General features: G+C 69.4%; 16 protein-coding genes. 15 read left to right on the top strand and 1 reads right to left on the bottom strand.

Annotated elements, in window-relative coordinates; genetic code table 11:
• Positions 1–13: 13 nt before the first annotated feature.
• The gene (locus tag QK288_RS02730; protein WP_281266288.1) at positions 14–4,036 is read right to left on the bottom strand and encodes a DUF6049 family protein; all 4,023 of its coding nucleotides are present in this window, start codon (positions 4,034–4,036) and stop codon (positions 14–16) included.
• A gap of 123 nt (positions 4,037–4,159) precedes the next feature.
• On the opposite strand from QK288_RS02730, the gene QK288_RS02725 reads away from it, so the two are divergent.
• The 15 genes from QK288_RS02725 to dnaB all read left to right on the top strand — a co-directional run bounded on the left by QK288_RS02725 (position 4,160) and on the right by dnaB (position 20,884).
• Positions 4,160–5,596: a CCA tRNA nucleotidyltransferase gene (locus QK288_RS02725; protein ID WP_281266287.1), complete on the top strand. Its 1,437-nt coding sequence runs from the start codon at positions 4,160–4,162 to the stop codon at positions 5,594–5,596.
• Positions 5,597–5,757: 161 nt separating this feature from the next.
• On the top strand, positions 5,758–6,150 hold the full coding sequence (rpsF, locus tag QK288_RS02720) for a 30S ribosomal protein S6 (RefSeq protein WP_281266286.1): 393 nt from the start codon (positions 5,758–5,760) through the stop codon (positions 6,148–6,150).
• 3 nt (positions 6,151–6,153) lie between these two features.
• Entirely contained in the window at positions 6,154–6,726 is a 573-nt protein-coding gene (locus tag QK288_RS02715) for a single-stranded DNA-binding protein (protein WP_281266285.1), read from the top strand.
• Between the two features lie 48 nt (positions 6,727–6,774).
• A complete protein-coding gene (gene rpsR / locus QK288_RS02710; protein ID WP_071278496.1) occupies positions 6,775–7,032 on the top strand; it encodes a 30S ribosomal protein S18 in 258 nt (85 codons plus the stop codon).
• Positions 7,033–7,046: 14 nt separating this feature from the next.
• Positions 7,047–7,499, top strand: a complete 453-nt coding sequence (gene rplI / locus QK288_RS02705) for a 50S ribosomal protein L9 (RefSeq protein WP_281266284.1) — start codon at positions 7,047–7,049, stop codon at positions 7,497–7,499.
• A gap of 361 nt (positions 7,500–7,860) precedes the next feature.
• Positions 7,861–8,154 (top strand): WXG100 family type VII secretion target, encoded by a 294-nt coding sequence (locus QK288_RS02700; RefSeq protein WP_126889958.1) that lies wholly within the window; start codon positions 7,861–7,863, stop codon positions 8,152–8,154.
• A 165-nt stretch (positions 8,155–8,319) separates the two neighbouring features.
• Positions 8,320–9,738, top strand: a complete 1,419-nt coding sequence (locus QK288_RS02695; protein WP_281266283.1) for a hypothetical protein — start codon at positions 8,320–8,322, stop codon at positions 9,736–9,738.
• A gap of 258 nt (positions 9,739–9,996) precedes the next feature.
• Positions 9,997–10,290: a WXG100 family type VII secretion target gene (locus QK288_RS02690; protein ID WP_126889958.1), complete on the top strand. Its 294-nt coding sequence runs from the start codon at positions 9,997–9,999 to the stop codon at positions 10,288–10,290.
• Positions 10,291–10,377: 87 nt separating this feature from the next.
• Complete coding sequence (locus tag QK288_RS02685; RefSeq protein ID WP_281266282.1) at positions 10,378–10,683, top strand: hypothetical protein; 306 nt, start codon at positions 10,378–10,380, stop codon at positions 10,681–10,683.
• Complete coding sequence (locus QK288_RS02680) at positions 10,683–12,122, top strand: hypothetical protein (protein ID WP_281266281.1); 1,440 nt, start codon at positions 10,683–10,685, stop codon at positions 12,120–12,122. Before QK288_RS02685 ends, QK288_RS02680 begins: the two co-directional genes overlap by 1 nt.
• Before the next feature lie 10 nt (positions 12,123–12,132).
• Positions 12,133–12,777, top strand: coding sequence for a hypothetical protein (locus QK288_RS02675; RefSeq protein ID WP_281266280.1), 645 nt, complete (start codon positions 12,133–12,135; stop codon positions 12,775–12,777).
• Positions 12,774–13,484 (top strand): hypothetical protein, encoded by a 711-nt coding sequence (locus tag QK288_RS02670; RefSeq protein WP_281266279.1) that lies wholly within the window; start codon positions 12,774–12,776, stop codon positions 13,482–13,484. Before QK288_RS02675 ends, QK288_RS02670 begins: the two co-directional genes overlap by 4 nt.
• Positions 13,481–14,419, top strand: a complete 939-nt coding sequence (locus QK288_RS02665) for a hypothetical protein (RefSeq protein ID WP_281266278.1) — start codon at positions 13,481–13,483, stop codon at positions 14,417–14,419. Before QK288_RS02670 ends, QK288_RS02665 begins: the two co-directional genes overlap by 4 nt.
• The gene (locus QK288_RS02660; protein WP_281266277.1) at positions 14,419–18,855 is read left to right on the top strand and encodes an FtsK/SpoIIIE domain-containing protein; all 4,437 of its coding nucleotides are present in this window, start codon (positions 14,419–14,421) and stop codon (positions 18,853–18,855) included. Before QK288_RS02665 ends, QK288_RS02660 begins: the two co-directional genes overlap by 1 nt.
• 661 nt (positions 18,856–19,516) lie before the next feature.
• Complete coding sequence (gene dnaB / locus QK288_RS02655; RefSeq protein WP_281266276.1) at positions 19,517–20,884, top strand: replicative DNA helicase; 1,368 nt, start codon at positions 19,517–19,519, stop codon at positions 20,882–20,884.
• Positions 20,885–21,365: the final 481 nt, after the last annotated feature.

The raw sequence follows: 21,365 nt of genomic DNA, 5'->3' as shown, positions 1-21,365 counted from the left end.
CACCCGGGAACGGTCAGCGACCCAGGCGGGCCTTCAGGATGTCCACGGCGCCGCGGATCTCGCCGTTCTTCGCGACGACGAGTGCGACGAAGTACACCGCTGTCATCACGGCGCCCGTCAACGCGATCGTGATCAGCGCGCCCGTGCGGTCCGACATCGCGAAGCCATCGGCGGAGAACGCTCCAAAGAAGTTCGCCGTCACCAGACCGGCAGCACCGGCGATCAGTGCGGCGATGATGAACTGGACGTGCGAGCGGGTGATCACCCGACCCTCGATGTTCCCGAGCCGGCGACGGACGACCACGAGTGCGACGATCGTCTGTGCAGATCCCGCGATGGTGGTCGCGGCCGCGACACCGATGCCGATGACCGACGTCGACAGGGTGGACGCCGCGAGGGCTCCGATGACGAAGAGCACCGACTGCACGAGCTGCATGAGGAACGGGGTCCGGTGGTCGTGCATCGCCCAGAACACGCGCTGGATCACGAACAGCATGCTGAACAGCACGAGCCCCGGCATGTACGCGATGAGGACGGCACCCACCTGGAGTGCACTGTCGAACGTGCCCTCGTAGAGTCGGCCGAACGGCACGGCGACGACGATGAGCGCCACGGTCGCGAACACGGTGAAGAGCCCGATGATCCGCAACGAGAGCGACAGGTTCCGACGGACTGCTGCGAGGTCCCCCCGCTCGGCGTCGTGGGTCATCCTGGTGAAGTAGGCCGTGGCGACGGAGACGGTGATGATCGAGTGCGGGAGCATGAAGATGAGCCACGCGTTGCCGAGGACCGCGTTGCCCGGCCCGGCGTCCTGACCCGCCCACGCCACCTGCGACTGCACGAGACCGGCCGCCTGCGTGACCAGGATCATCGCGAAGAGCCAGCCGGCCGCGGTGCCGGTCGCCTTGAGGCCGACGCCGCGCCAGCGGAAGTCCGGGCGGAAGGTCATCCCGGCGCGGCGCCAGAACAAGGGGAGGAACGCGGCCTGCGCGAAGACGCCGAGTGAAGCACTGCCGGCGAGGACGGCGATCTTCACCGGTGTCCACTCGCCGGGGTTCGTGTTGCCGTGCCCGAACAGGGCGATGAAGACGACCAGGCCGGCGATCGCGATGACGTTGTTCAGCAGCGGCGCCCAGGTGAACGGCCCGAAGAACTGTTTCGCGTTGAGCACCTCGCCGAGCAGGGAGTACATCGCGTAGAAGAGGATCTGCGGCAGGCACCAGAACGCGAACGCGACGGCGAGGTCGACGGCGGCGGGGTCCGAGTTGACCGTGTCGCTCGTGTAGAAGCGCACCAGGAGCGGTGCCAGCACGGTCGCGACGATCGTGATCAGGACGAACACCGAGCCACCGAGGGTCACGATCTTGTTGACGTACCCCTGGCCGCCGTCGGCGTTGTTCTTCATCGACCGGACGATCTGCGGGATGAGCACGGCCGACAGCAGGCCGCCGGCGATGAGCGCGTAGATGTTGTTCGGGAGCTGGTTCGCGACCGCGAACGCATTGGCGGAGACGCTCTTGTTCTGCCCGATCGCGTAGGCGAGCACGAACGTCTTCGCGAACCCCAGGATGCGCGACACCATCGTCCCTGCCGCGAGCATGGCGCTCGCCCGCCCGAGGCTCCGCTCCGCGACCGGCTCGGCGTCGACGGCGGGCTGGGGCTGGGTGGCGCTGATGGTCGGCTCCTCGGGGTCGGGGTCGCGGTCGCGGTCGGTGAGCGTGGCGGTGGAACCGGCCATGGAACCAGCCATGGGCACGGCCGCAGCGGACGTGGCCGCGTCGGACGGGCCTCCTGGCTGGGTCTCCCCCGGTGCCGGCGGCTGCACCTCGAGCGGACGGTTCGGGTCCTCCTCGACCTCTTCCGGCTCCCCGTTCCGGCGTCGGCGCAGCCGGCGACGGACGTTGCGGTAGATCCCGAGGCCGAAGATCGCGATGACGGCGATCGCGGCTGCCGCCGTGATGAACGTCTCCCACTGCGCCTGCACGTTGATCTCGACGGTGGCGGGATCGGCGATGCGGACGCCGGTGGCGCTGGTGAGCGACATCGTGAGCTCGACCTTGCCGTTGGCGACGGACTGGACGGGGAACGTCACGCGACTGGACGAGTCCGGCTGCACGGTGACCTTGACCGCGTTCTTCTCGATGCGCAGGAACGAGTTCGAGGGCTGGACGGTGAGGAACACCGTGACCGGGAACTCGGAACGGTTCCGGATGGAGATCGGCAGGGACGACCGGTCGCCGAGCAGGGTGATGCTGCTGCCGTCGAGGATCCCGACGCTGGAGACCGTCTTGGCGGACTGCGTCACGCGGGTGTCGACGGCCTTGGTGAACGCCTCGTCGTCCGCGCGGAACGCGTTGGACGCCGCTGCGAGGGTCTCGAGTCGCGCCGGAGCGGTCAGGTCTGCGGGGTTCTCGATCGCGGACGCGAAGTCCGTCAGGTTCCGTTCGGACTGCACGAGCCGGCGGAGCTGATCGAGACGGGCGTCGCTGTTCGGGGAACTCGTGAGCGTCAGGGACCCGGGGGTCGTCGCGGCGGCCGTGGACAGGTCGGCCGGCGAGACCCACGCGGTGCGCTCGAGGGCGTCGAGCGCCTGGCTCAGGCGGCTGGAGTCCGTCGGCCAGTCGCGGCCGAGCGTGAGCAGGACCGGTCCGTTCGTGCCGCCCTGGCGTGACACGGTGGCGAGTGTCGCGGTGAGCTTGCTCATGGCACTCGACCACTCGCGCTGCGTGGTCGCGGTGGCGGCGTCGCGGAGCAGCTTCGACATGCCGCCGTCGGACACGAGGACCTGGTCGTCGCCGATCTTCTCGGAGGCGCTCAGGGACGTGTTCGCGCCGGCGGAGGTGTTCCCGCTCGAGAGGATCGTCGACTTGGTACCGGCGTCCGCGAGCGCGTCGATGTCGTCGGTGGCGACGGTGCCCTCCGCCGGCCACGAGATCGCCGACATCGAGTACGGGAAGTCGAGGAGGGACGCGGTGGTCGGCAGGGTCGTCCCGGCGTCCGCTTCGCCCGCGGCGGGGTCGTTCGTGGGGTTCGAGTCGGGGGTGGCGCTCGGGGTCGGGGTCCCGGTGCTGCCCGGCGTCGCGGTCGGCGTCGGGGTCGGGGTGCTGGCGCCGGGGAAGTCGTCTGGGTCGATCGACTGGTCGAGCGAGATCGGGGCGAGGATGCCGGAGGAGCCCGCCTGACGGAGGCCCGTGACGTCGGCGTCCGCGTAGGAGAGCGCGAAGGTCTCGTTGCGCATCCGCTCGAGTCGCTGCAGCCACGCTGTCGCGGACGACGGGGCGTTCTCGCCGAGGATCCGGATCGACGCGATGATCCTCGGGTCGATGCCGAGCGCGACGTTGTGGTCCTGCGCGGCGTTCAGCTGCTGGGTGAGCGTGCCGTCGACGCTGGTGGCACTCGCGAGGTCCTTGCCGGAGATCAGGCCGTCGGGGTTCGCGGGCATCGTGATCGGCATCGCGACCGAGACTCCGACGGGGGTCTGTTCGTAGTCCGGGTACCAGGTGATCGCGGAGCGGGCGACGGCGCTCGTGGAACCCGCCGTGTAGTCGGCTGCGATGCGCCTGGCACCGAAGGAGGAGTACCCGCCGAGCGCGACGTTGCCGGAGACGATCGTGACGTCGTCCAGGGTGACCGAGCGGTGCGCGGGGACCTCCGGCACGTCGACGGAGTCCATCGGGGCGCCGAGGTAACCGGTCGTGCTGGTGTCAGCGAGCCAGTCGCTGAGCACGTCTCGCGTGCCCGCGTACTGCCGGAAGATGTCGAGCTCTGCACTGCCGGCCGGCAGGTCGGAGTCGGTGTCGTTGGTCACCGTCAGCGAGAGCCTGAGGTCCTGGTCGGGCTGCAGCACGCCCCGGTCGGCGGGGACGATGTCGATCGTCGCCTTGCCCGCGTCGGTGGCGGCCGGGTGCGCCAGGTGGGTCTTCGCCGTGGGGGCGGTCGTCGCCTGTGCGGCGGTCACCGCGGCGGGCGTGACGACGAGGCCGAGGGCGACCAGGGCGGACGCGGCGGCGGCGAGCGAGGTGCGGAGAATGTGCATGCGAGGTGGTCCGTTTTCGGTTCGGACCTCGGACGAGTGTATGAGGCGCGACCATGAGAGCCTCGCGTGCGCGCCAGGGTGGTGGACAACCGGCAGCGACGATCTGGGATGATCGAGGACGTCATGCAGTCCGTAGCCCAGGCCGTCGAACGACTCGACGCACTCGCCGCCACCGCGCCCGTCGCCGTCCTCGCCCGCGCGTTCGCGGACGCCGGGCACGAACTCGCGCTCGTCGGCGGACCGGTCCGCGACGCCTTCCTCGGTCGCCCGGTGACCGACCTGGACTTCACGACGGACGCCCTCCCCGACCGGGTCCTGGCGATCGTCGAACCCATCGCGAGTGCGACGTGGGACGTCGGGCGCCAGTTCGGCACGATCGCGGCCAGGGTCGAGGGCGAGCAGGTCGAGATCACGACCTACCGCAGCGACGTCTACGACGGTGAGACCCGGAAGCCGGAGGTGGCGTTCGGCGACACCATCGAGGACGACCTGCTCCGTCGCGACTTCACGGTGAACGCGATGGCGCTCCGGCTGCCGGCGCGGGAGCTCGTCGACGTGCACGGCGGTGTCGAGGACCTGCTCGCCGAGCGGCTCCGCACGCCCCAGATGGCCGAGACCTCGTTCCGGGACGACCCCCTGCGGATGATGCGCGCCGCACGGTTCACCTCGCAGCTCGGGTTCACGGTGTCGGACGACGTCCGGGACGCGATGGAGTCCCTCGCCGACTCGATCGAGATCGTCTCCGCCGAACGCGTCCGGGACGAGCTCGTCAAGCTGCTGAACACGAGTGACCCCGTCCCGGGCATCCGGCTCCTCGTCGACACCGGGCTCGCCGAGCGGTTCCTGCCGGAGCTGCCGGCGATGCGCTTGGAGATCGACGAGCACCACCACCACAAGGACGTCTACGAGCACTCGCTCACCGTCCTGACCCAGGCGATCGGGTACGAGGCCGAGCGGCACGCGGGGGAAGCACCGGACACGGTCCTGCGGCTGGCGGCGCTCCTGCACGACATCGGCAAGCCCGCGACGCGGAAGCTCGAGCCGGGCGGCGCCGTGAGCTTCCACCACCACGACCTGGTCGGGTCGAAGCTCGCGAAGAAACGACTCCGTGCACTGCGGTTCGACAACGACACCATCGCCGCCGTCGCCCGCCTGATCGAGCTGCACCTGCGGTTCTTCGGGTACACCGACGGCGCGTGGACGGACTCCGCGGTGCGCCGGTACGTCCGCGACGCCGGACCCCAGCTCGAGCGGCTGCACGAACTCACCCGCTCCGACGTCACCACGAGGAACCGGCGGAAGGCCGATCGCCTGGCGTTCGCGTACGACGACCTCGAGGACCGCATCGAGGTCCTCTCCAAGCAGGAGGAACTCGACTCGATCCGTCCCGACCTGACCGGCGACGACATCATGCGCATCCTCGACATCCCGCCGGGGCGTGCCGTCGGTGAGGCGTACCGCTTCCTGCTCGAGGCGCGGATGGACGAGGGTCCCCTCGGCGTCGAGGCGGCCGAAGCGCGACTGCGCGACTGGTGGGCCGCCCGGGACGCCACCGCCTGATCGGCTCGCACCGATCCGGCGGAACGGTGGCGAGCCTCCAGGCCGTCCGCTAAGCTTGCGGGGTTGTGCCGACCGCACCTGCGGATCCGGCGCACATGCATCAACCCTCCTGTTCCGGGAACCGCCCGGAGCCGTTCGAGACCAAAGGAGGTGGGTTCCGCATGCACCAGTACGAACTGATGGCGATCCTCGACCCCGAGATCGATGAGCGCACCGTCGCTCCCAGCCTGGACAAGTTCCTCGCCGTGATCCGCAACGACGGTGGAACCGTCGACAACGTGGACGTCTGGGGCCGTCGTCGCCTGGCCTACGAGATCGCCAAGAAGACCGAGGGCATCTACGCCGTCGTCAACTTCACGTCCTCGCCCGAGGCCGCCAAGGAGCTGGACCGTCAGCTCGGTCTTTCCGAGGCCGTGCTCCGCACCAAGGTCCTCCGCGCCGAAGAGGGCATCGCACAGGTCGCCGCGCAGAAGCAGCGCGACGAGGCCCGTGCCGCCCGCAAGGCAGCGAACGCTGCCGCCGCCCCGGCCGCCGCGACCGCGAGCGCCGAGTAACCGATGGCCGGCGAAACCGTCATCACGGTGGTGGGGAACCTCACTGCTGACCCCGAGCTGCGCTACACGCAGAACGGGCTCGCTGTGGCGAACTTCACCATCGCATCCACCCCTCGCACGTTCGACCGTCAGGCGAACGAGTGGAAGGACGGCGAAGCGCTGTTCCTCCGTGCGAGCGTGTGGCGCGAATTCGCCGAGCACGTCGCGGGGTCGCTGACGAAGGGCTCGCGCGTCATCGCGCAGGGTCGTCTCCGTCAGCGCTCGTACCAGGACCGAGAGGGCCAGCAGCGTACGAGCATCGAACTCGAGGTCGACGAGATCGGCCCGTCGCTCCGCTACGCGACCGCGCAGGTCACCCGTGCAACGGGTGGCGGCGGCGGCCGTGGACAGGTCGGCGGCGGTGCCCCGGCCGGTGGCAACGGTGGGAACTGGAACAACAACGGTGGCGGCAACGCTGCCGGTGGTGGCCAGTCCGACGCACCGTGGTCCCCGCAGGGCGGCCAGCAGGGTGGTCAGCAGGGGAACGACGTCTGGTCGACCCCCGGTGGCACCTACGACGACGAGACCCCGTTCTGATCCTCGCGATCACACGGTAGACAAACTTCTCCCTAAGGAAAGAACACAATGGCTGGAAAGAGCAGCGGCGACCGCCGCAAGCCTCGCGGCAAGGGCGGCAAGAACGCCGCTCCCGCGAAGTCCATCAAGGTCGGTGTCATCGACTACAAGGACGTTGCGACCCTGCGCAAGTTCATCTCGGAGCGTGGGAAGATCCGCGCCCGTCGCATCACCGGCGTCTCCGTCCAGGAGCAGCGCCTCATTGCCCGTGCCGTGAAGAACGCCCGTGAGATGGCGCTCCTCCCCTACGCCGGCTCCGGCCGCTGATCGGAGGTCGACACATGTCGAAGCTCATCCTCACCCACGAGGTCTCCGGCCTCGGTTCCGCCGGTGACGTCGTCGACGTCAAGAACGGCTACGCCCGCAACTACCTCATCCCCCAGGGCTTCGCCGTCGCGTGGTCCAAGGGCGGCGAGAAGCAGGTCGAGTCGATCCGCGCCGGCCGTGCCGCTCGCGAACTCGCCACCATCGAAGAGGCCCAGGACCTCAAGATGAAGCTCGAGAACGCCACCATCCAGCTGACCGTCAAGGCCGGCCAGGACGGCCGTCTCTTCGGCTCCGTGCGTCCGGCTGACGTCGCCGCGGCCGTCGAGGCCCAGGGCGTCGGCTCGCTCGACAAGCGCAAGGTCGAGGTCCCCGCGACCATCAAGACCACCGGTGACCACGAGGCCACCGTGCGTCTGCGCGAGGACATCGTCGCGACGATCTCGCTGAAGGTCGTCGCCGCCAAGTAAGGCAGCGTCTGTTCCGTCGAAAGGCGGGTCTCCTCCGGGAGGCCCGCCTTTCGTCGTTCCCGCCGGTGCGGGGTGCGCTGGGCGGGGCCGTGTGCGCTCGGCGCGGCCGTGGGCGCGAGACGCGGCGGTGGGCGCGAGACGCCGCGGTGGGCGCGAGACGCCGCGGTGGGCGCGAGACGCCGCGGAAATCGGCGGCGTTTCGCGGAAGCCGGGGCGTGTCGCCGGGACGGGGGTGCTGGTCACCCTGTCGAAATTGCGGTGAACAACTCACCAACACCCCCGTTCGGGGGTGCGCGGCCGGTTAGCGTCATTGCGGCCTCCGATCCGGGGGCGACCGGAAACCGCGAACAAGGAGCACGCAATGCCCAACTTGAACGTCACGTACGGCGAGATGCAGGACGCCGCGACCCGACTCGTGAACGGTGAGCAGGACATCACCTCGAAGCTGCGTGAGCTGAAGTCGTTGGTGGACTCCCTCATCTCGGGTGGCTATGTCACGGACCAGTCGTCGGTTGCCTTCGGGAGCTCGTACCAGGAGTTCAACGACGGTGCGACGAAGACGATCGAGGGCCTCGAGGGCATGTCGATGTACCTGAACAAGGCGGCCGAGGCGCTGCAGCAGACCGACCAGGAACTCGCGAACGCGATCAAGTAGTCGGATCGCTCGGGGCCTGCCGAACCGGTCGGGCCCCGAGCGCCGTTCGCGTCCACCTCACCGATCGGGAGCACCCATGCCTGACCTCATCATCACCCGCGCCGTCCTCGAGCAGGACCTGCACGACGAGCGCGCCACCGAGTCGACCGACGCGAGCGACGTCTGATGCCCGCCCGCGCCGGCAACTGGGAACTGCTGCACGAGTCGTCGGACCCGGTCGTGGCCGATGTGCCCGTGGTCCACGAGCTCGTCGCCTACTACACGACGATGGCCCAGGAGATCACCTCGGAGGCCGCGGTGCTGGAGCGCATCGGCGACGGCGACACGAGCCAGTTCAAGGGCGAGTCCGCTGACGCGGTGCGCTCGAAGAGCAAGGAGGTCGCCGCGTCCCTGCACAAGATGGCCGGGCGCTACGAGGCGATCCGCGACGCCCTGACCGGATACGTGCCGTCGCTGGAGGACGCGCTCACGGAATCGGCCGCCGCGCTCCGCGATGCCGAGGACGCCTCCGCGGCCGGGACCCGTGCTGGCGCGATGCCGGACCCCTCGCAGGGGCGGGCGGACGACGCTCCCCCGCTGACGGCCGACGAGCAGGGGGCGATCGACGCGAAGCACGCCGCATCGAGCCGTGCACAGGAGGGCGCTGATGCCGCTGTCGCCCGGCTCCGTCGGGCGGTGGACGGGATCAACGCCGCGGGCAAGGCGGCGGCGTCGACGATCCGGGCTGCGTGGGACGACGGCCTGCACGACACCCTCGGCGACAAGATCAAGGCGTTCTTCTCGGCGCTGCTGAAGATCATCGTCAAGATCTTCACGTACATCGGCATCGCCCTCGCCGCGCTCGCGATCCTCATCCCGGGCGTCGGCATGCTCACCTTCATGGCCGCCGTCGCGGCGTCGGTGACCCTGGTGGCGAACATCGCCCTCGCCGGCATGGGCGAGGGCTCATGGCTCGACGTGATCACCTCGGCCGTGGGACTCGTGCTCGTCGGGGTCGGTGGCATCGTCACGAAGGCGGCCTCGGTGGCGAAGACCGCCGGGCTCGCGAAGGGCATGAAGGGGTTCGAGAAGATGAACCTCGACAAGATCAAGAAGCTCCAGGACGTCCGGTCGTACAACATCAAGAACGCGCTGAACGACCCCAACGCCGCGCGCACCGTGGGCACCATCGACCGACAGATCAACCGCCTGACCGACCTGCGCGTCGACACGACGATGAAGAACGTCCTCGGCGGCTTCAAGGAGAAGCCGAACTGGTGGCACCCGAACAAGACCCTGTGGGCCGAGGACAAGGGCAAGATCTCCGACGTCCTGTCGAAGGGCAACTGGCGCGCGGACCGGCTCTTCAGCGTCGACCGGCAGATCGAGATGGACGCGATGAAGGTCGCTCTGAAGCGCGACTACGGCGTGGACATCGCCGCGCTCCCCGCGTGGCACAAGTACGTCGCCGGCGGCCGTGTCGTCGCCAGCTGGACGAACACGTTCATCTACGGCCAGGGCATCAAACCGACCGGGTGGGGCTCGGACCAGGAGCGGGTCCCCGGCTACAAGGAGGCGTCCGGCGCGTTGGTACACAGCTTCTGAGTCCCCCTTTCGGAGGACTGGACGTCCGCTCGGCGCGTCCCGACACGCCGAACAGCCCGGAATTTCATAACGGGTGACATACGAATACCGCTCGGCATCGACCGTGCGCCGCCGCCGATGTACTGGAATCTGCACAATCGTGTGAAGAAGTGCATTCCGCAACACGACGGGAAACGTACCCCGACAACCGGTTTCATCGTGAAATAACCTCTCATCTGTCCCTCGATCGGGGGTGCAGACGAACGACAGGAGCAGGCAATGCCCAACTTGAACGTGACCTACGGCGAGATGCAGGACGCCGCGACCCGACTCGTGAACGGTGAGCAGGACATCACCTCGAAGCTGCGTGAGCTGAAGTCGTTGGTGGACTCGTTGATCTCGGGTGGCTACGTCACGGACCAGTCGTCGGTTGCCTTCGGGAGCTCGTACCAGGAGTTCAACGACGGTGCGACGAAGACGATCGAGGGCCTCGAGGGCATGTCGATGTACCTGAACAAGGCGGCCGAGGCGCTGCAGCAGACCGACCAGGAACTCGCGAACGCCATCAAGTAGCGACCGCGAATCGGTCCCGGTGCTCGTCACGACGACGAGCACCGGGGCCGATCCGGTTCCGATCCCGTTCACCGACCAGGAGCAGTCATGGCAGACCTCATCATCACGAAGGAAGTCCTCGAGGACTCGACCACCAAGCTGCAGCACATCTCGGACGAGCTGAAGCACCAGAAGTCCGACGACCGCGCGCTCGACCAGGTCTACGGCCAGCACGACGTGTACAAGGCCATGAACGACTTCTCCGGCGACTGGAAGATCCACCGCAACAAGATGAAGGGCGCGATCGCCGACCTGCGGGACAAGATGCAGAAGGTCACCCAGAACTGGACCGACCTCGAGCACGACCTCAGCGAGAAGCTCACCACCGAGACGACGGACGCGGGGAACGCCTGATGCCGGTGCGCGAGGGCAACTGGGGCCTGCTCGGCGAGTCCACCGACCCGGTGATCGCGGACACCGGTGTGATGCAGGAGCTCATCACGTACTACAAGGACATGGCGTCGGAGATCACCTCCGAGGCGGCGGTCCTCAAGAGCATCGGCGACGGCGACGACAGCAAGTTCAAGGGCGAGACCGCCGACGCCGTCCGGAAGAAGAGCAAGGAGGTCGCCGAGTCCCTGCAGAAGATGTCCGGCCGGTACGACGCGATCCGGGATGCCCTGACGGGGTACCTGCCGTCGCTCGAGCAGGGGCTCAGCGAGTCGGCAGCCGCACTGCAGGAAGCGGAGACCGCGCAGCAGTCGGGTGCGAGTGCGTCGGCGATGCCGGACCCCTCCGAGAACCGCGCCGACGATGCTCCCCCGCTCACCGACGACGAGCAGGGGCAGATCGACGCGAAGCACGCGGCGACGACCAGGGCGAACGACGCGATGGACGCGGCGAAGACCAAGCTGCGGAACGCATTGTCGGCACTTGACGGTGCGGGCAAGGCGGCGGCGTCGACGATCCGCGCGGCATGGGACGACGGCCTGCACGACACCCTCGGCGACAAGATCAAGGCGTTCTTCTCGAAGCTGCTGAAGCTGATCGTCAAGATCTTCACGTACATCGGCATCGCCCTGGCCGCTCTGGCGATCCTCATCCCCGGCGTCGGTGTGCTGGCCATCATGGGCGCGGTCGCGGCCGGGGTCAGCCTCGTCGCGCAGATCGGGTTGACCGCGCTCGGCGAGGGGAACGTCTTCGACCTCGTCATGGCGGTCGTCGGCGTGGTCACGCTCGGGGTCGGTGCCGGCATCACGAAGGCCACCTCCATCGCGGTCGGCAAGGGCGTCACCGCCGGCAAGACCGCGATCCAGAACGCCACGAAGGTCGACCTCGGGAAGATCTCGAAGATCCGGGACGCCGCCATCAAGGACTGGACGAGCGCCGGGTCGGCGACCAAGGTGCGGTACGCCAACCAGCTGGGCAACGAGGTCCGGACGAACGGGTTGAACAGGCTGGACGACTTCGCCGGCAAGTTCAAGGACAACCCGAACTGGTGGAACATCCCGAAGGTCGGCACGACGATCAAGAACGACTGGGCCACCATCTCGAAACAGTTCGGTGCCGATCGGTTCACCCGGCAGGGGTTCACGAGCTGGGCAGAACGGATCGGCGGCGTCGACTTCCAGCTGCTGCGGAACGACCTCGGCAAGTTCGGCGGCGCCAACGGGCTCGGCACGCTGGTCGGGAACGCCCCGAAGTGGCACACCTACGTCAACGGCGGGATGGCCGTGTGGGGCAAGAACTACTCCATCGCCGGGCTCGTCATCAACCCGATCGGCGACGGCGCGGACAAGAAGCGCCCGTGGACCGACGACTGGAACGCGATCAAGCACCCGATCGCCGTCTGAGAGCAGCGCCATGACCACAGCAGCACCGGCCGTCACGTCGAGCATCGACGTCGAGTCCCCGCAGTGGCTCGTCATACCGGACCTCGCCGACGTGACCCCCGAGTGGCGCGCCGAGGTGCTCCGGCTGTTCGCGGCGATCGTGCACGTGGACCGCGAGGCCGAGGGCGAGCAGCGGATCTTCGACGACGGCCGGGAGGTCGACCCGCAGACCGCGCTCGACACCCTGCTCGAGTTCCGCGCCTCGCTCGACGGCGGGGACCGGCTCGTCGCGGGCCTCGGTGTCCCGAACCGGTGGCCGCTCCCCGTCGTGGTCTCGGTCGGGATCGCCGACGGAGACGACGCACACGGCGCACACGGCACCCGCGCGCTCCTCGAGCTCGCCGGTGCCGACGGTGGTCTCCCCGTGGAGCAGCCCGCGGTCGACGAGCTCCCCGAGCACGTCGGGGGCGAGGGGCCGGTCGTCACCCGGTACGACCTCGACGACGACGGCGCGATCTGGGCGACGGTGTGTGCGGTCCGGCGGGAAGGCGGCGGAGACGGCCCCGCCGTCGACACCCGCGTCCTCTGGCGCACCAGGGACCTCGACGTCGTGCCGGTGTTCGGACCAGAGGTCGTCGACCTGCTCGCCGCGATCCGCAACGAGGTGGCCGCATGACCGAACCGACCGCCTCCTTCTTCATGGTCGTCCCGCCGGGGTGGGCGCGACTCCCCGCGGACGAGGCTCACCGCGAGGAGCTCGGGACGATCGTCCGGCAGGTGATCGCCAACGCGCTCCCGGACGACCTGCCCCGCGACCGTGCAGAACCGCTGCGACAGGAGATGCGGAAGCGCCTGACCGCGACCGTGGTCGAGGCCGGCGACAACGGCGCGACGGCGGTGTACCTGCCCGTGCAGCCCGTCGACGGCTTCACGCCCCCGGTGTCCGTCATCGAGACCGAGGTGGACGACGAGTCCGACGAGGCCCCGGAGCAGGTGATCGCGCAGATCCTCGCCGATGCCCTGCCCGACCGTCGGGACCAGGACGACCCCGGCATCCGCGAGGTGGACGGCGGCATCGCCGCCCGGACCGACACCACCATCCGGCGCGCGGACCCCGGTAACGAACTCCCAGAGCTCGGCCAGGACCTCCCCGTCGTCGACGACCGCCAGGTCGTGTACACGATCCCGGTCCCGCACCGGCCCGGCCGGTGGGTCGTGATGTCCTTCTCCGCGATCAGCCTGCCCGACGCCGACGGTCAGCTCACCGACGCGCTCGTCTCGCTCTTCGACGCGATCATGACCACGTTCCGCTGGACCGACGTCCCCGGAGCCGAACCGACCACCCTCGAACGCCGTCTGGCCGAGCTCGGAGGAGCCGCGTGACCTGGTCCTTCGCCCACCCCGAGTCGCACCTGCTCCTGACGATGTCGGTCGTGCTGTTCCTCGGGACCCTGGCTTTCGTGATCCCGACGATCGTCGCCGTCCGTCGGCGCACCGCGACCGATGCGCTCGCGTGGGCCGACCAGGTCCGCCGCGACCCGGCGGCGCCGTGGGGCATCGACCGGGTCCTCCGCGCGGTGGACGCCTCGTGCGCGGCCGCCGGGGTCGTCTTCCCCGGCGCGGTCCGCATCCTGGTCGGCACGACCGTGCGGCTCGATCTCGCCTCCCCGACCATCGCACCACCGCAGCCGTGGACCGCGACCCCGGATGGTCGTTCGTGGTCGGCCCCGATGTGGGCGCTACAGGCCGTGCCGCTGACCGCACCGGCGCCGAACGAGTTCGCCACGGTGGTCTCCCTCGGCACCGATGGTGAGGAGAACGTCCTCGTCGACCTGCGTCGCGTGCGTGGGATCGTCGCGCTCCGGGGTGAGCAGGCCGCACGCGACGCGGTGCTCCGCCGCGTGGTCGACCAGGTCCGCACCGATCCGTGGGCGACGGGGACCGCGGTGCTCAGCGTGGGCACCGGGTCGACGCTCGGTGTGGCCGTGTCGGTGCGCGACGCGATCGCGGCTGTCGCGGCGGACGCGACCCCGGGCCTCCTGGTCGTGGCGAAGGTCCCGTCCGGGGAGGACGGTCGCGAACTCGGCCGGCTCCTCGAGCGGCCCGGCGGCCGGTGGGCCTGTGTGGCGGCCGCGCCGCACCCGCTCGCCCGGTGGACGATCGAGGCTCGCCGCGACGGAACCCACGTCTCGGATGTCCTCGGGACGGTCCGGTGGATGGACGTCGGTCTGTCCATGCCCCTTGCGGCAACAACGCAGTCGGCAACCACGCAGACCGATCCGGCAGCGCTTCCGGACGCCGTGGAGGCGGACGCCTGATGCGCGTCGTCGTCACCGTCGTCGACGACGTCACCGGCGAGTCCTCCGACGTCCTCGTCGACGCGCCCGGCCAGACCCCGATGCGCAGTGTGGTCGACGCGCTCGCTCGCCGCACCGGTGGCGCGGCGATGCCGCAGGACGCACCCGACGGCGACGTCCCCTTCGCCAGGAGCGGTTTGGTCGACGGCGCGGTCCTGCACGTCGGCGGCGCGGACCGCCCCGAAGTCGAACGAGGCATCGTCCACCTGCTGGTCGTCGGTGGTGTCGACGCCGGCCGGACGCGCCGGCTCTCACCGGGCACGTTCCGGATCGCCGTCGCTGACGACGGGTCGCCGACGGTCGGCGCGGACGCTGCGGACCACCCCGGACTGGAGGCTCGGATCGCCTTCGACGGGACCGTGACGGTCCGGCAGGCACCGGTGGACGAGCCGGTAACCGGTTCAGCAGGTTCGGTCACGATCGAGCAGGACGAGATCGGCGACGAGTGGGTGGACTGGGTCCCCGATGCGCTCGTGCGCCTCGGATCGACCGTGCTGACGGTGCGCCCGGTCGCGGTCGTGGACCGCATGCTGCTCCGTCCGCCGGATTCGGGACAGCTGGACTTCAACCGGCCTCCCCGGTTACTGCCCCCGTTCCTGACGACGCAGTTCCGGATCCCGAAGCCGCCCGTGCCGCCGCAGCGGTCCGCGATCCCGTGGATCATGGTGTTCGTCCCGGCGATGTTCGGCATCGTCATGGCGACGGTGTTCCACTCGCCGTTCTACCTGCTGTTCGCTGCGATGACGCCGATCATGGTCGTCGGGCAGACCGTCACCGCCAGACGGACCGGCAAGAAGAGCCACCGCAAGCAGACCGCCGAGCACCGGGAGCGGGTCGCGGCACTCGAGCGGGCGATCGATTCGGCCGTACTCGCCGAACGGGACGAGCGCAGGTCGTCGTCGTCCGACGCCGGATCGCTGCGGGTCGTCGCGACGACACCCGGGCGCCGACTCTGGGAGCGGCGACCCTCGGACGCCGACCACCTGCACGTCCGGATCGGCATCGGCGACCTGCCCTCGACGGTCACCGTGCAGGACGACCGCGACCTCGACGGCCTCACGCACGAGGACCGGATCACCAGGGGCGTCCCGGTCACCGTGCCGCTCGCCGAGGTCGGCGTGCTCGGCATCGCCGGGGCCGGGTCGTCGCCGCGCGAGCTCGGCCGGTGGGTGCTCGGACAGCTCGCCGTGACGCAGAGCCCGCGCGAGGTGCAGTTCGTCGTCCTCACCGCCCAGCAGCACATGCCGGACTGGGCATGGACGATGTGGCTCCCCCATCTGCGACCGACCGGTGGCCAGGACGCACTCGCCCTGATCGGTGCCGACGGCGAGACGATCGGTCGCCGGCTGGCCGAGCTGACCCAGGTGCTCGCCGAGCGCCGAGCCGAGCGGACGAAGAACGGCTCGATGCGCGCGCGGTTCTCCCCGGAGATCGTCGTCGTGCTCGACGGCGCCCGTCGGCTGCGCGCGATGCCCGGTGTCGTGGGACTCCTCCGCGACGGACCGGCGTGCGGCATCCGGCTGGTGTGCATCGACGAGGAGGAGTGGCAGCTCCCCGAGGAATGCGTCGCCACGGTGACCCACCGCACCGAGACCGAGCTGGTCCTGCGGCGGCAGCTCTCCGCGCCCGTGGAGCTCGTGCTCGCCGACCGCGTCGAGGACGACTGGTACGACGACGTCGCCCGTGCCGTGTCCCCGCTGCGGGACACGAGCGGTTCCGACGGCGACGGCCTGGTGCCCGACGCGGCGCGACTGCTCGACGTGGTCGACCTGCCGCAGCCGTCCGGGTCGATCGTCGCGGAGCGGTGGCAGCGCGGCGCAGCGACGACCTCGGCGGTCGTGGGCGTCGGGATCGACGGCGCATTCGCGCTCGACCTCGTGAAGGACGGCCCGCACGGTCTCGTCGCGGGCACGACCGGTTCCGGCAAGTCCGAGTTCCTGCAGACCCTCGTCGCGTCGCTCGCACTCGCCAACCGTCCTGACCAGATGACCTTCGTGCTCGTGGACTACAAGGGTGGCGCTGCCTTCAGCGTGGCGTCCGACCTGCCCCACACCGTCGGCCTCGTCACCGACCTCGACCAGCACCTCGTCGAGCGTGCGCTCCGGTCGCTCCGTGCCGAGCTCACCCGTCGCGAGCACATCCTCGCGGCGTCCGGTGCCAAGGACATCGAGGACCACGAGGCGCACCTGGAACGCGGTGGCACGGGCGAGGCGATGCCGCGGCTCGTGCTCGTCATCGACGAGTTCGCCGCGATGGTCACCGAGCTGCCCGACTTCGTGTCCGGCCTGATCGGGATCGCCCAGCGCGGCCGGTCCCTCGGCGTGCACCTCATCCTCGCCACGCAGCGCCCGGGCGGCGTCGTCGGCCCGGACATCCGCGCGAACACGAACCTCCGTGTCGCACTCCGGATGACGGACTCGGGCGAGAGCACCGACGTCATCGACGTCGCGGATGCGGCACGCATCCCGAAGAGCGTGCCGGGGCGCGCGTTCGCGCGCCTCGGCCACTCGTCGGTCGTGCCGTTCCAATCGGCTCGCGTCGGCGGGAAGTGGGCCGGTGACGAGGACCCGGCCACGAGCCTCCCGTTCGTCCGTGTGCTCGACTGGCGCGACTTCGCGACCGCACCGCCCGCCCGACCCGTGCGGAGCGACCGAGCGTCGGCCGCGACCGACCTGTCGGTCCTCGTCGGTGCGATGGGCGAGGCGCGTGAGCGACTCGGGATCGGCCCCCTCCACAGTCCGTGGTTGCCGCCGCTGCCCGAGCTGCTGCCGCTCGACGCCGTCGGCACGGCGGCCGTCGGAGCCGGGCGGGCCCTGACCGCCGACGAGGACGCGCTCCGCTTCGCGTTCGGCACCGAGGACCTGCCGGACACCCAGGAGCAGCGCGCGGCGGAGATCGACCTCGACCGCTTCAACCACCTGTTCATCGTCGGAGCCCCCGGTTCCGGGCGGTCCCTGGCGCTCCGGACGATCGCCGCGTCCGCCGCGTCCTCCATCCCCTCCACCGATCTGCACCTGTACGCGATCGACTGCGGCAACGGCGCGCTCGCGTCCCTGCAGGCGCTGCCGCACTGCGGCGCGGTCGTGCAGCGCACGCAGGTCGAGCGTGCGACGCGGCTCATCGACCGGCTCAGTCGCGAGACCGCCCGTCGGCACGACGTCATCGCCGCCGCGAGTGCCTCGGACATCACCGAGCAGCGGCTGCTCGCCGCGCCAGGAGAGCAGCTGCCGCACGTGCTCGTCCTCATCGACCGGTGGGAGAACTTCACGACGTCGCTGGGCGAGGTCGACGGCGGTGCCCTGACCGACTCGGTGCAGTCCCTCCTCCGCGACGGAGCGGCAGCCGGCATCCACATCGTGATCTCGGGTGACCGCACGCTGCTGTCCTCGCGGATGTCGACACTCACCGACGACAAGATCGTCCTGCGCCTGACCGACCGGCTCGACTACTCGCTCGGCGGCATCAACCACCGGAAGCTCCCCGCGTCGATCCCGGCCGGCCGTGGGTTCCGCGCCGAGTCGGGCATCGAGCTGCAGTTCGCCTCGCTCGGGCCGGACGTGTCCGGGCAGGGGCAGGCGGCTGCGATCCGGGCGTTGGCTGTCTCTCTGGCTTCTTCGTTCGAGGGTCCGTCCGCGCCGGGTCCGCGTCCGTTCCGCGTCGACGCGCTGCCGAAGGACCTGGACCTCGACGGGGCGCTCGCGCTGTCATCGGCGCCTGCGCTGACACCCATGGTCGCCGTGACCGGGATCGGCGGCGACGACATGGAGCTGCAGACCGTCGACCTGTCCACCGGAGGCGGGACGTTCATCGTCGCCGGGCCGTCCCGGTCCGGGCGTTCGACGATGCTCGCGTCGATGGCGCGGTCGCTGCTCGCGAGTGGGACGCAGCTCGTCGTGCTCGCGCCGCGACAGGGTGCCGTCCGGGACCTGGCCGGGCTGCCCGGCGTCCGCGCGGTGTTCACCGGGGACGACGTCACTGTAGAGGAGCTGTCCCCCGTGTTGACGCCCTCCGGGACGCCGACCGTGCTGGTCGTCGACGACGGGGAGCTCCTCATCGACTGCTCGGCGGCGAAGTGGTTGCGCGACTGGGGCCGTGCCGCCGCGGACAACCGGCAGGGGTTGCTGCTCGGGGGGAACACGACCGGGCTCGCGGCCGGGTTCGGTGGCTGGCAGGTCGACGCCAAGAAGAACCGTCGTGGTGCGCTGCTCTCGCCGCAGGACACGCTCGCCGGGGACCTGATCGGCGTCCGGATCTCCCGATCGTCGATCTCCACGCGGATCGAGCCCGGGACGGCGTTCGTGCACCTGGGGACCGGGCTGGCGTCGACGTTGCAGGTGCCGTTGGTCACCGCGTCGACGCGGACGGGCAGCGAGGCCGGGGAGTTGGCCGAGCGCTGAGGCGGGGTGGGGGTTGGAGCTCGGCTTGCGGCGTTCGGCGTTCGGCGTTCGGCTTGCGGCTTGCGGCTTGCGGTTCGGCTTGCGGCTCGGCGCTGCCGGTCCGTCGAGACGCCGTCGTTCCGCCGAGACGACGTCGGAAGTGGCGGCGTCTCGGCTCCGGCGCGGCGTCTCGCTGATCTCGGCTGTCGACCCGGTCGCGCTGGGCGGTTACCGATCCGCTGCGCGGCGGCCTGGAGGCTCGGGTGCGCTGGCCTGACCGGTTACGTCCGGCGCGGCGCCGGGAGTGCCTGGGAGCCAGCCGGGAAAGTTGTCCTCAGGCTCGCGTTTGTCAAGTCGTTTTACACAGTGGAAACGTCAAATCGGGAACCTTCAACTGCACGTTGAACCCCACTTCTCCACACACAGTGTGGAATCGAAAACCCCAGGTCAAGCTGTCGAAAGTGTGTTCGGTGGGTCGGTTCTGCACAGCATTGTCCACAGTTGTTCACACGACCTTCCGGCGTGTTCCGCGATTCGTCCACAGAGTTATCCACAGGCATGTTTTGTGGGGATAACTTCGTACCCGTAGCTTGGCCCAGCGACTCGGGGATGTCGGTCGCTCGGGGTAGTACTGCCTGGACCGGTTTCGTCCGGGGCAGGTCGCAGAACAAGAGGAGACCGTGTGTCGATCGCGCATCTTGATCCCGCACCGCAGGACTACGCGGAGCGTGGTGGCATGGAGCGCACGCCGCCGCACGACCTCCTCGCCGAGCAGTCGACCATCGGTGGCATGCTCCTGTCGAAGGACGCCGTGGCCGACGTCATCGAGACCGCACGTGGCGTGGACTTCTACATCCCCAAGCACGAGGTCATCTTCGACGCGATCCTGTCGCTGTACTCCCACGGTGAGCCGACCGACGTCATCGCCGTCACCGACGAGCTGACCAAGACCGGTCTGCTGTCCCGTGCCGGTGGCGCCGAGTACCTGCACAGCGTGACGAGCATGGTGCCCACCGCCGCGAACGCCGGGTACTACGCCGGCATCGTCGCCGAGAAGGCCGTGCTCCGTCGCCTCGTCGACGCCGGCACCCGGATCGTCCAGATGGGCTACGCGTCGGAAGGTGAGGTCACCGACCTCGTCAACAGTGCCCAGGCCGAGGTCTACAACGTCGCCGGCGGCGTCCAGACCGAGGACTACGTGCCGCTCACCGACGCCATCGGTGCCGCCATCGACGAGATCGAAGCCGCCAAGGGCCGTGACGGGCAGATGACCGGCGTCCCGACCGGGTTCGCCCAGCTCGACGGCCTGACGAACGGCTTCCACCCGGGGCAGCTCATCATCATCGCCGCCCGACCCGCACTCGGGAAGTCCACGCTCGCGCTCGACCTCTGCCGCGCAGCTGCCGTCAAGCACGACCAGACCGCCGCGTTCTTCTCGCTCGAGATGGGTCGCGCCGAGATCGCGATGCGTCTGCTCTCCGCCGAGACCAGCGTGCCGCTGCAGCACATGCGCAAGGGCACCGTCGACTCCCGTGACTGGACCACCATCGCGCAGACCCGTGGGCGCATCAACGACGCCCCGTTCTACATCGACGACTCCCCCAACATGACCCTCGTCGAGATCCGCGCGAAGTGCCGCCGGCTCAAGCAGCAGCACAACCTCAAGCTCGTCGTCATCGACTACCTGCAGCTGATGACCTCCGGCAAGAAGGTCGAGTCGCGTCAGCAAGAGGTCTCCGAGTTCTCGCGTGCGCTGAAGCTCATGGCGAAGGAGCTCCAGGTCCCCGTCATCGCGCTGTCGCAGCTGAACCGTGGACCCGAGCAGCGAGCAGACAAGAAGCCGATGATCTCCGACCTGCGTGAATCGGGCTCGATCGAGCAGGACGCCGACATGGTGATCCTGCTCCACCGTGAGTCCGCCTACGAGAAGGACAACCCGCGGCAGGGCGAGGCGGACCTCATCGTGGCGAAGCACCGTAACGGGCCGACGGACACGATCACGGTGGCGTTCCACGGGATGTTCTCGCGGTTTGTGGACATGCCGCAGTAGCGCTGTTGTGCACGCCATCACAAAGTATCGGCGGAACTCATAAGTTGTCGGCGGCGTGCTGAGCGACATCTTGTGTGCGCCTCAGAGGCCGCTCGTAGCGCTCGTCACTCATCTGGTCCGCTCGTCACTCAAACGGTCCGGCCGTCGTAGCACTGCAGGGACTCGTCCCATCCCACAAAAAACACTCATCAACTTGCCGCTCGCGAAGAGTGCTGTGCTCCCCCAGCTAACTTGTCTGACTGCCACCCAACGTGTCTGGAATACGGAGTCAGACAGGTTGGGTGGCAGTCCGGTCGAAGGGCATGTCGATCTCAGCAGCCGGCCTTACCGTCTCTCTGGCCGATCGTCTATCGGTCACGTACCGAGCTGGCACGATCGAAGATTTGAGCAGCGAGGATCATGGTCGGCCAGTGACGCTCGACCTGCCTGCCGTGCCGCACCGTCGTCGAGCCGGTCGTCCGTGTCGCTTCAGCGTTGAAGA

Source organism: Curtobacterium sp. 9128 (assembly GCF_900086645.1).
GTDB lineage: Bacteria > Actinomycetota > Actinomycetes > Actinomycetales > Microbacteriaceae > Curtobacterium.
Note: the sequence above shows the minus strand (reverse complement) of the source record. Positions and strands in the feature narration are given on the sequence as shown.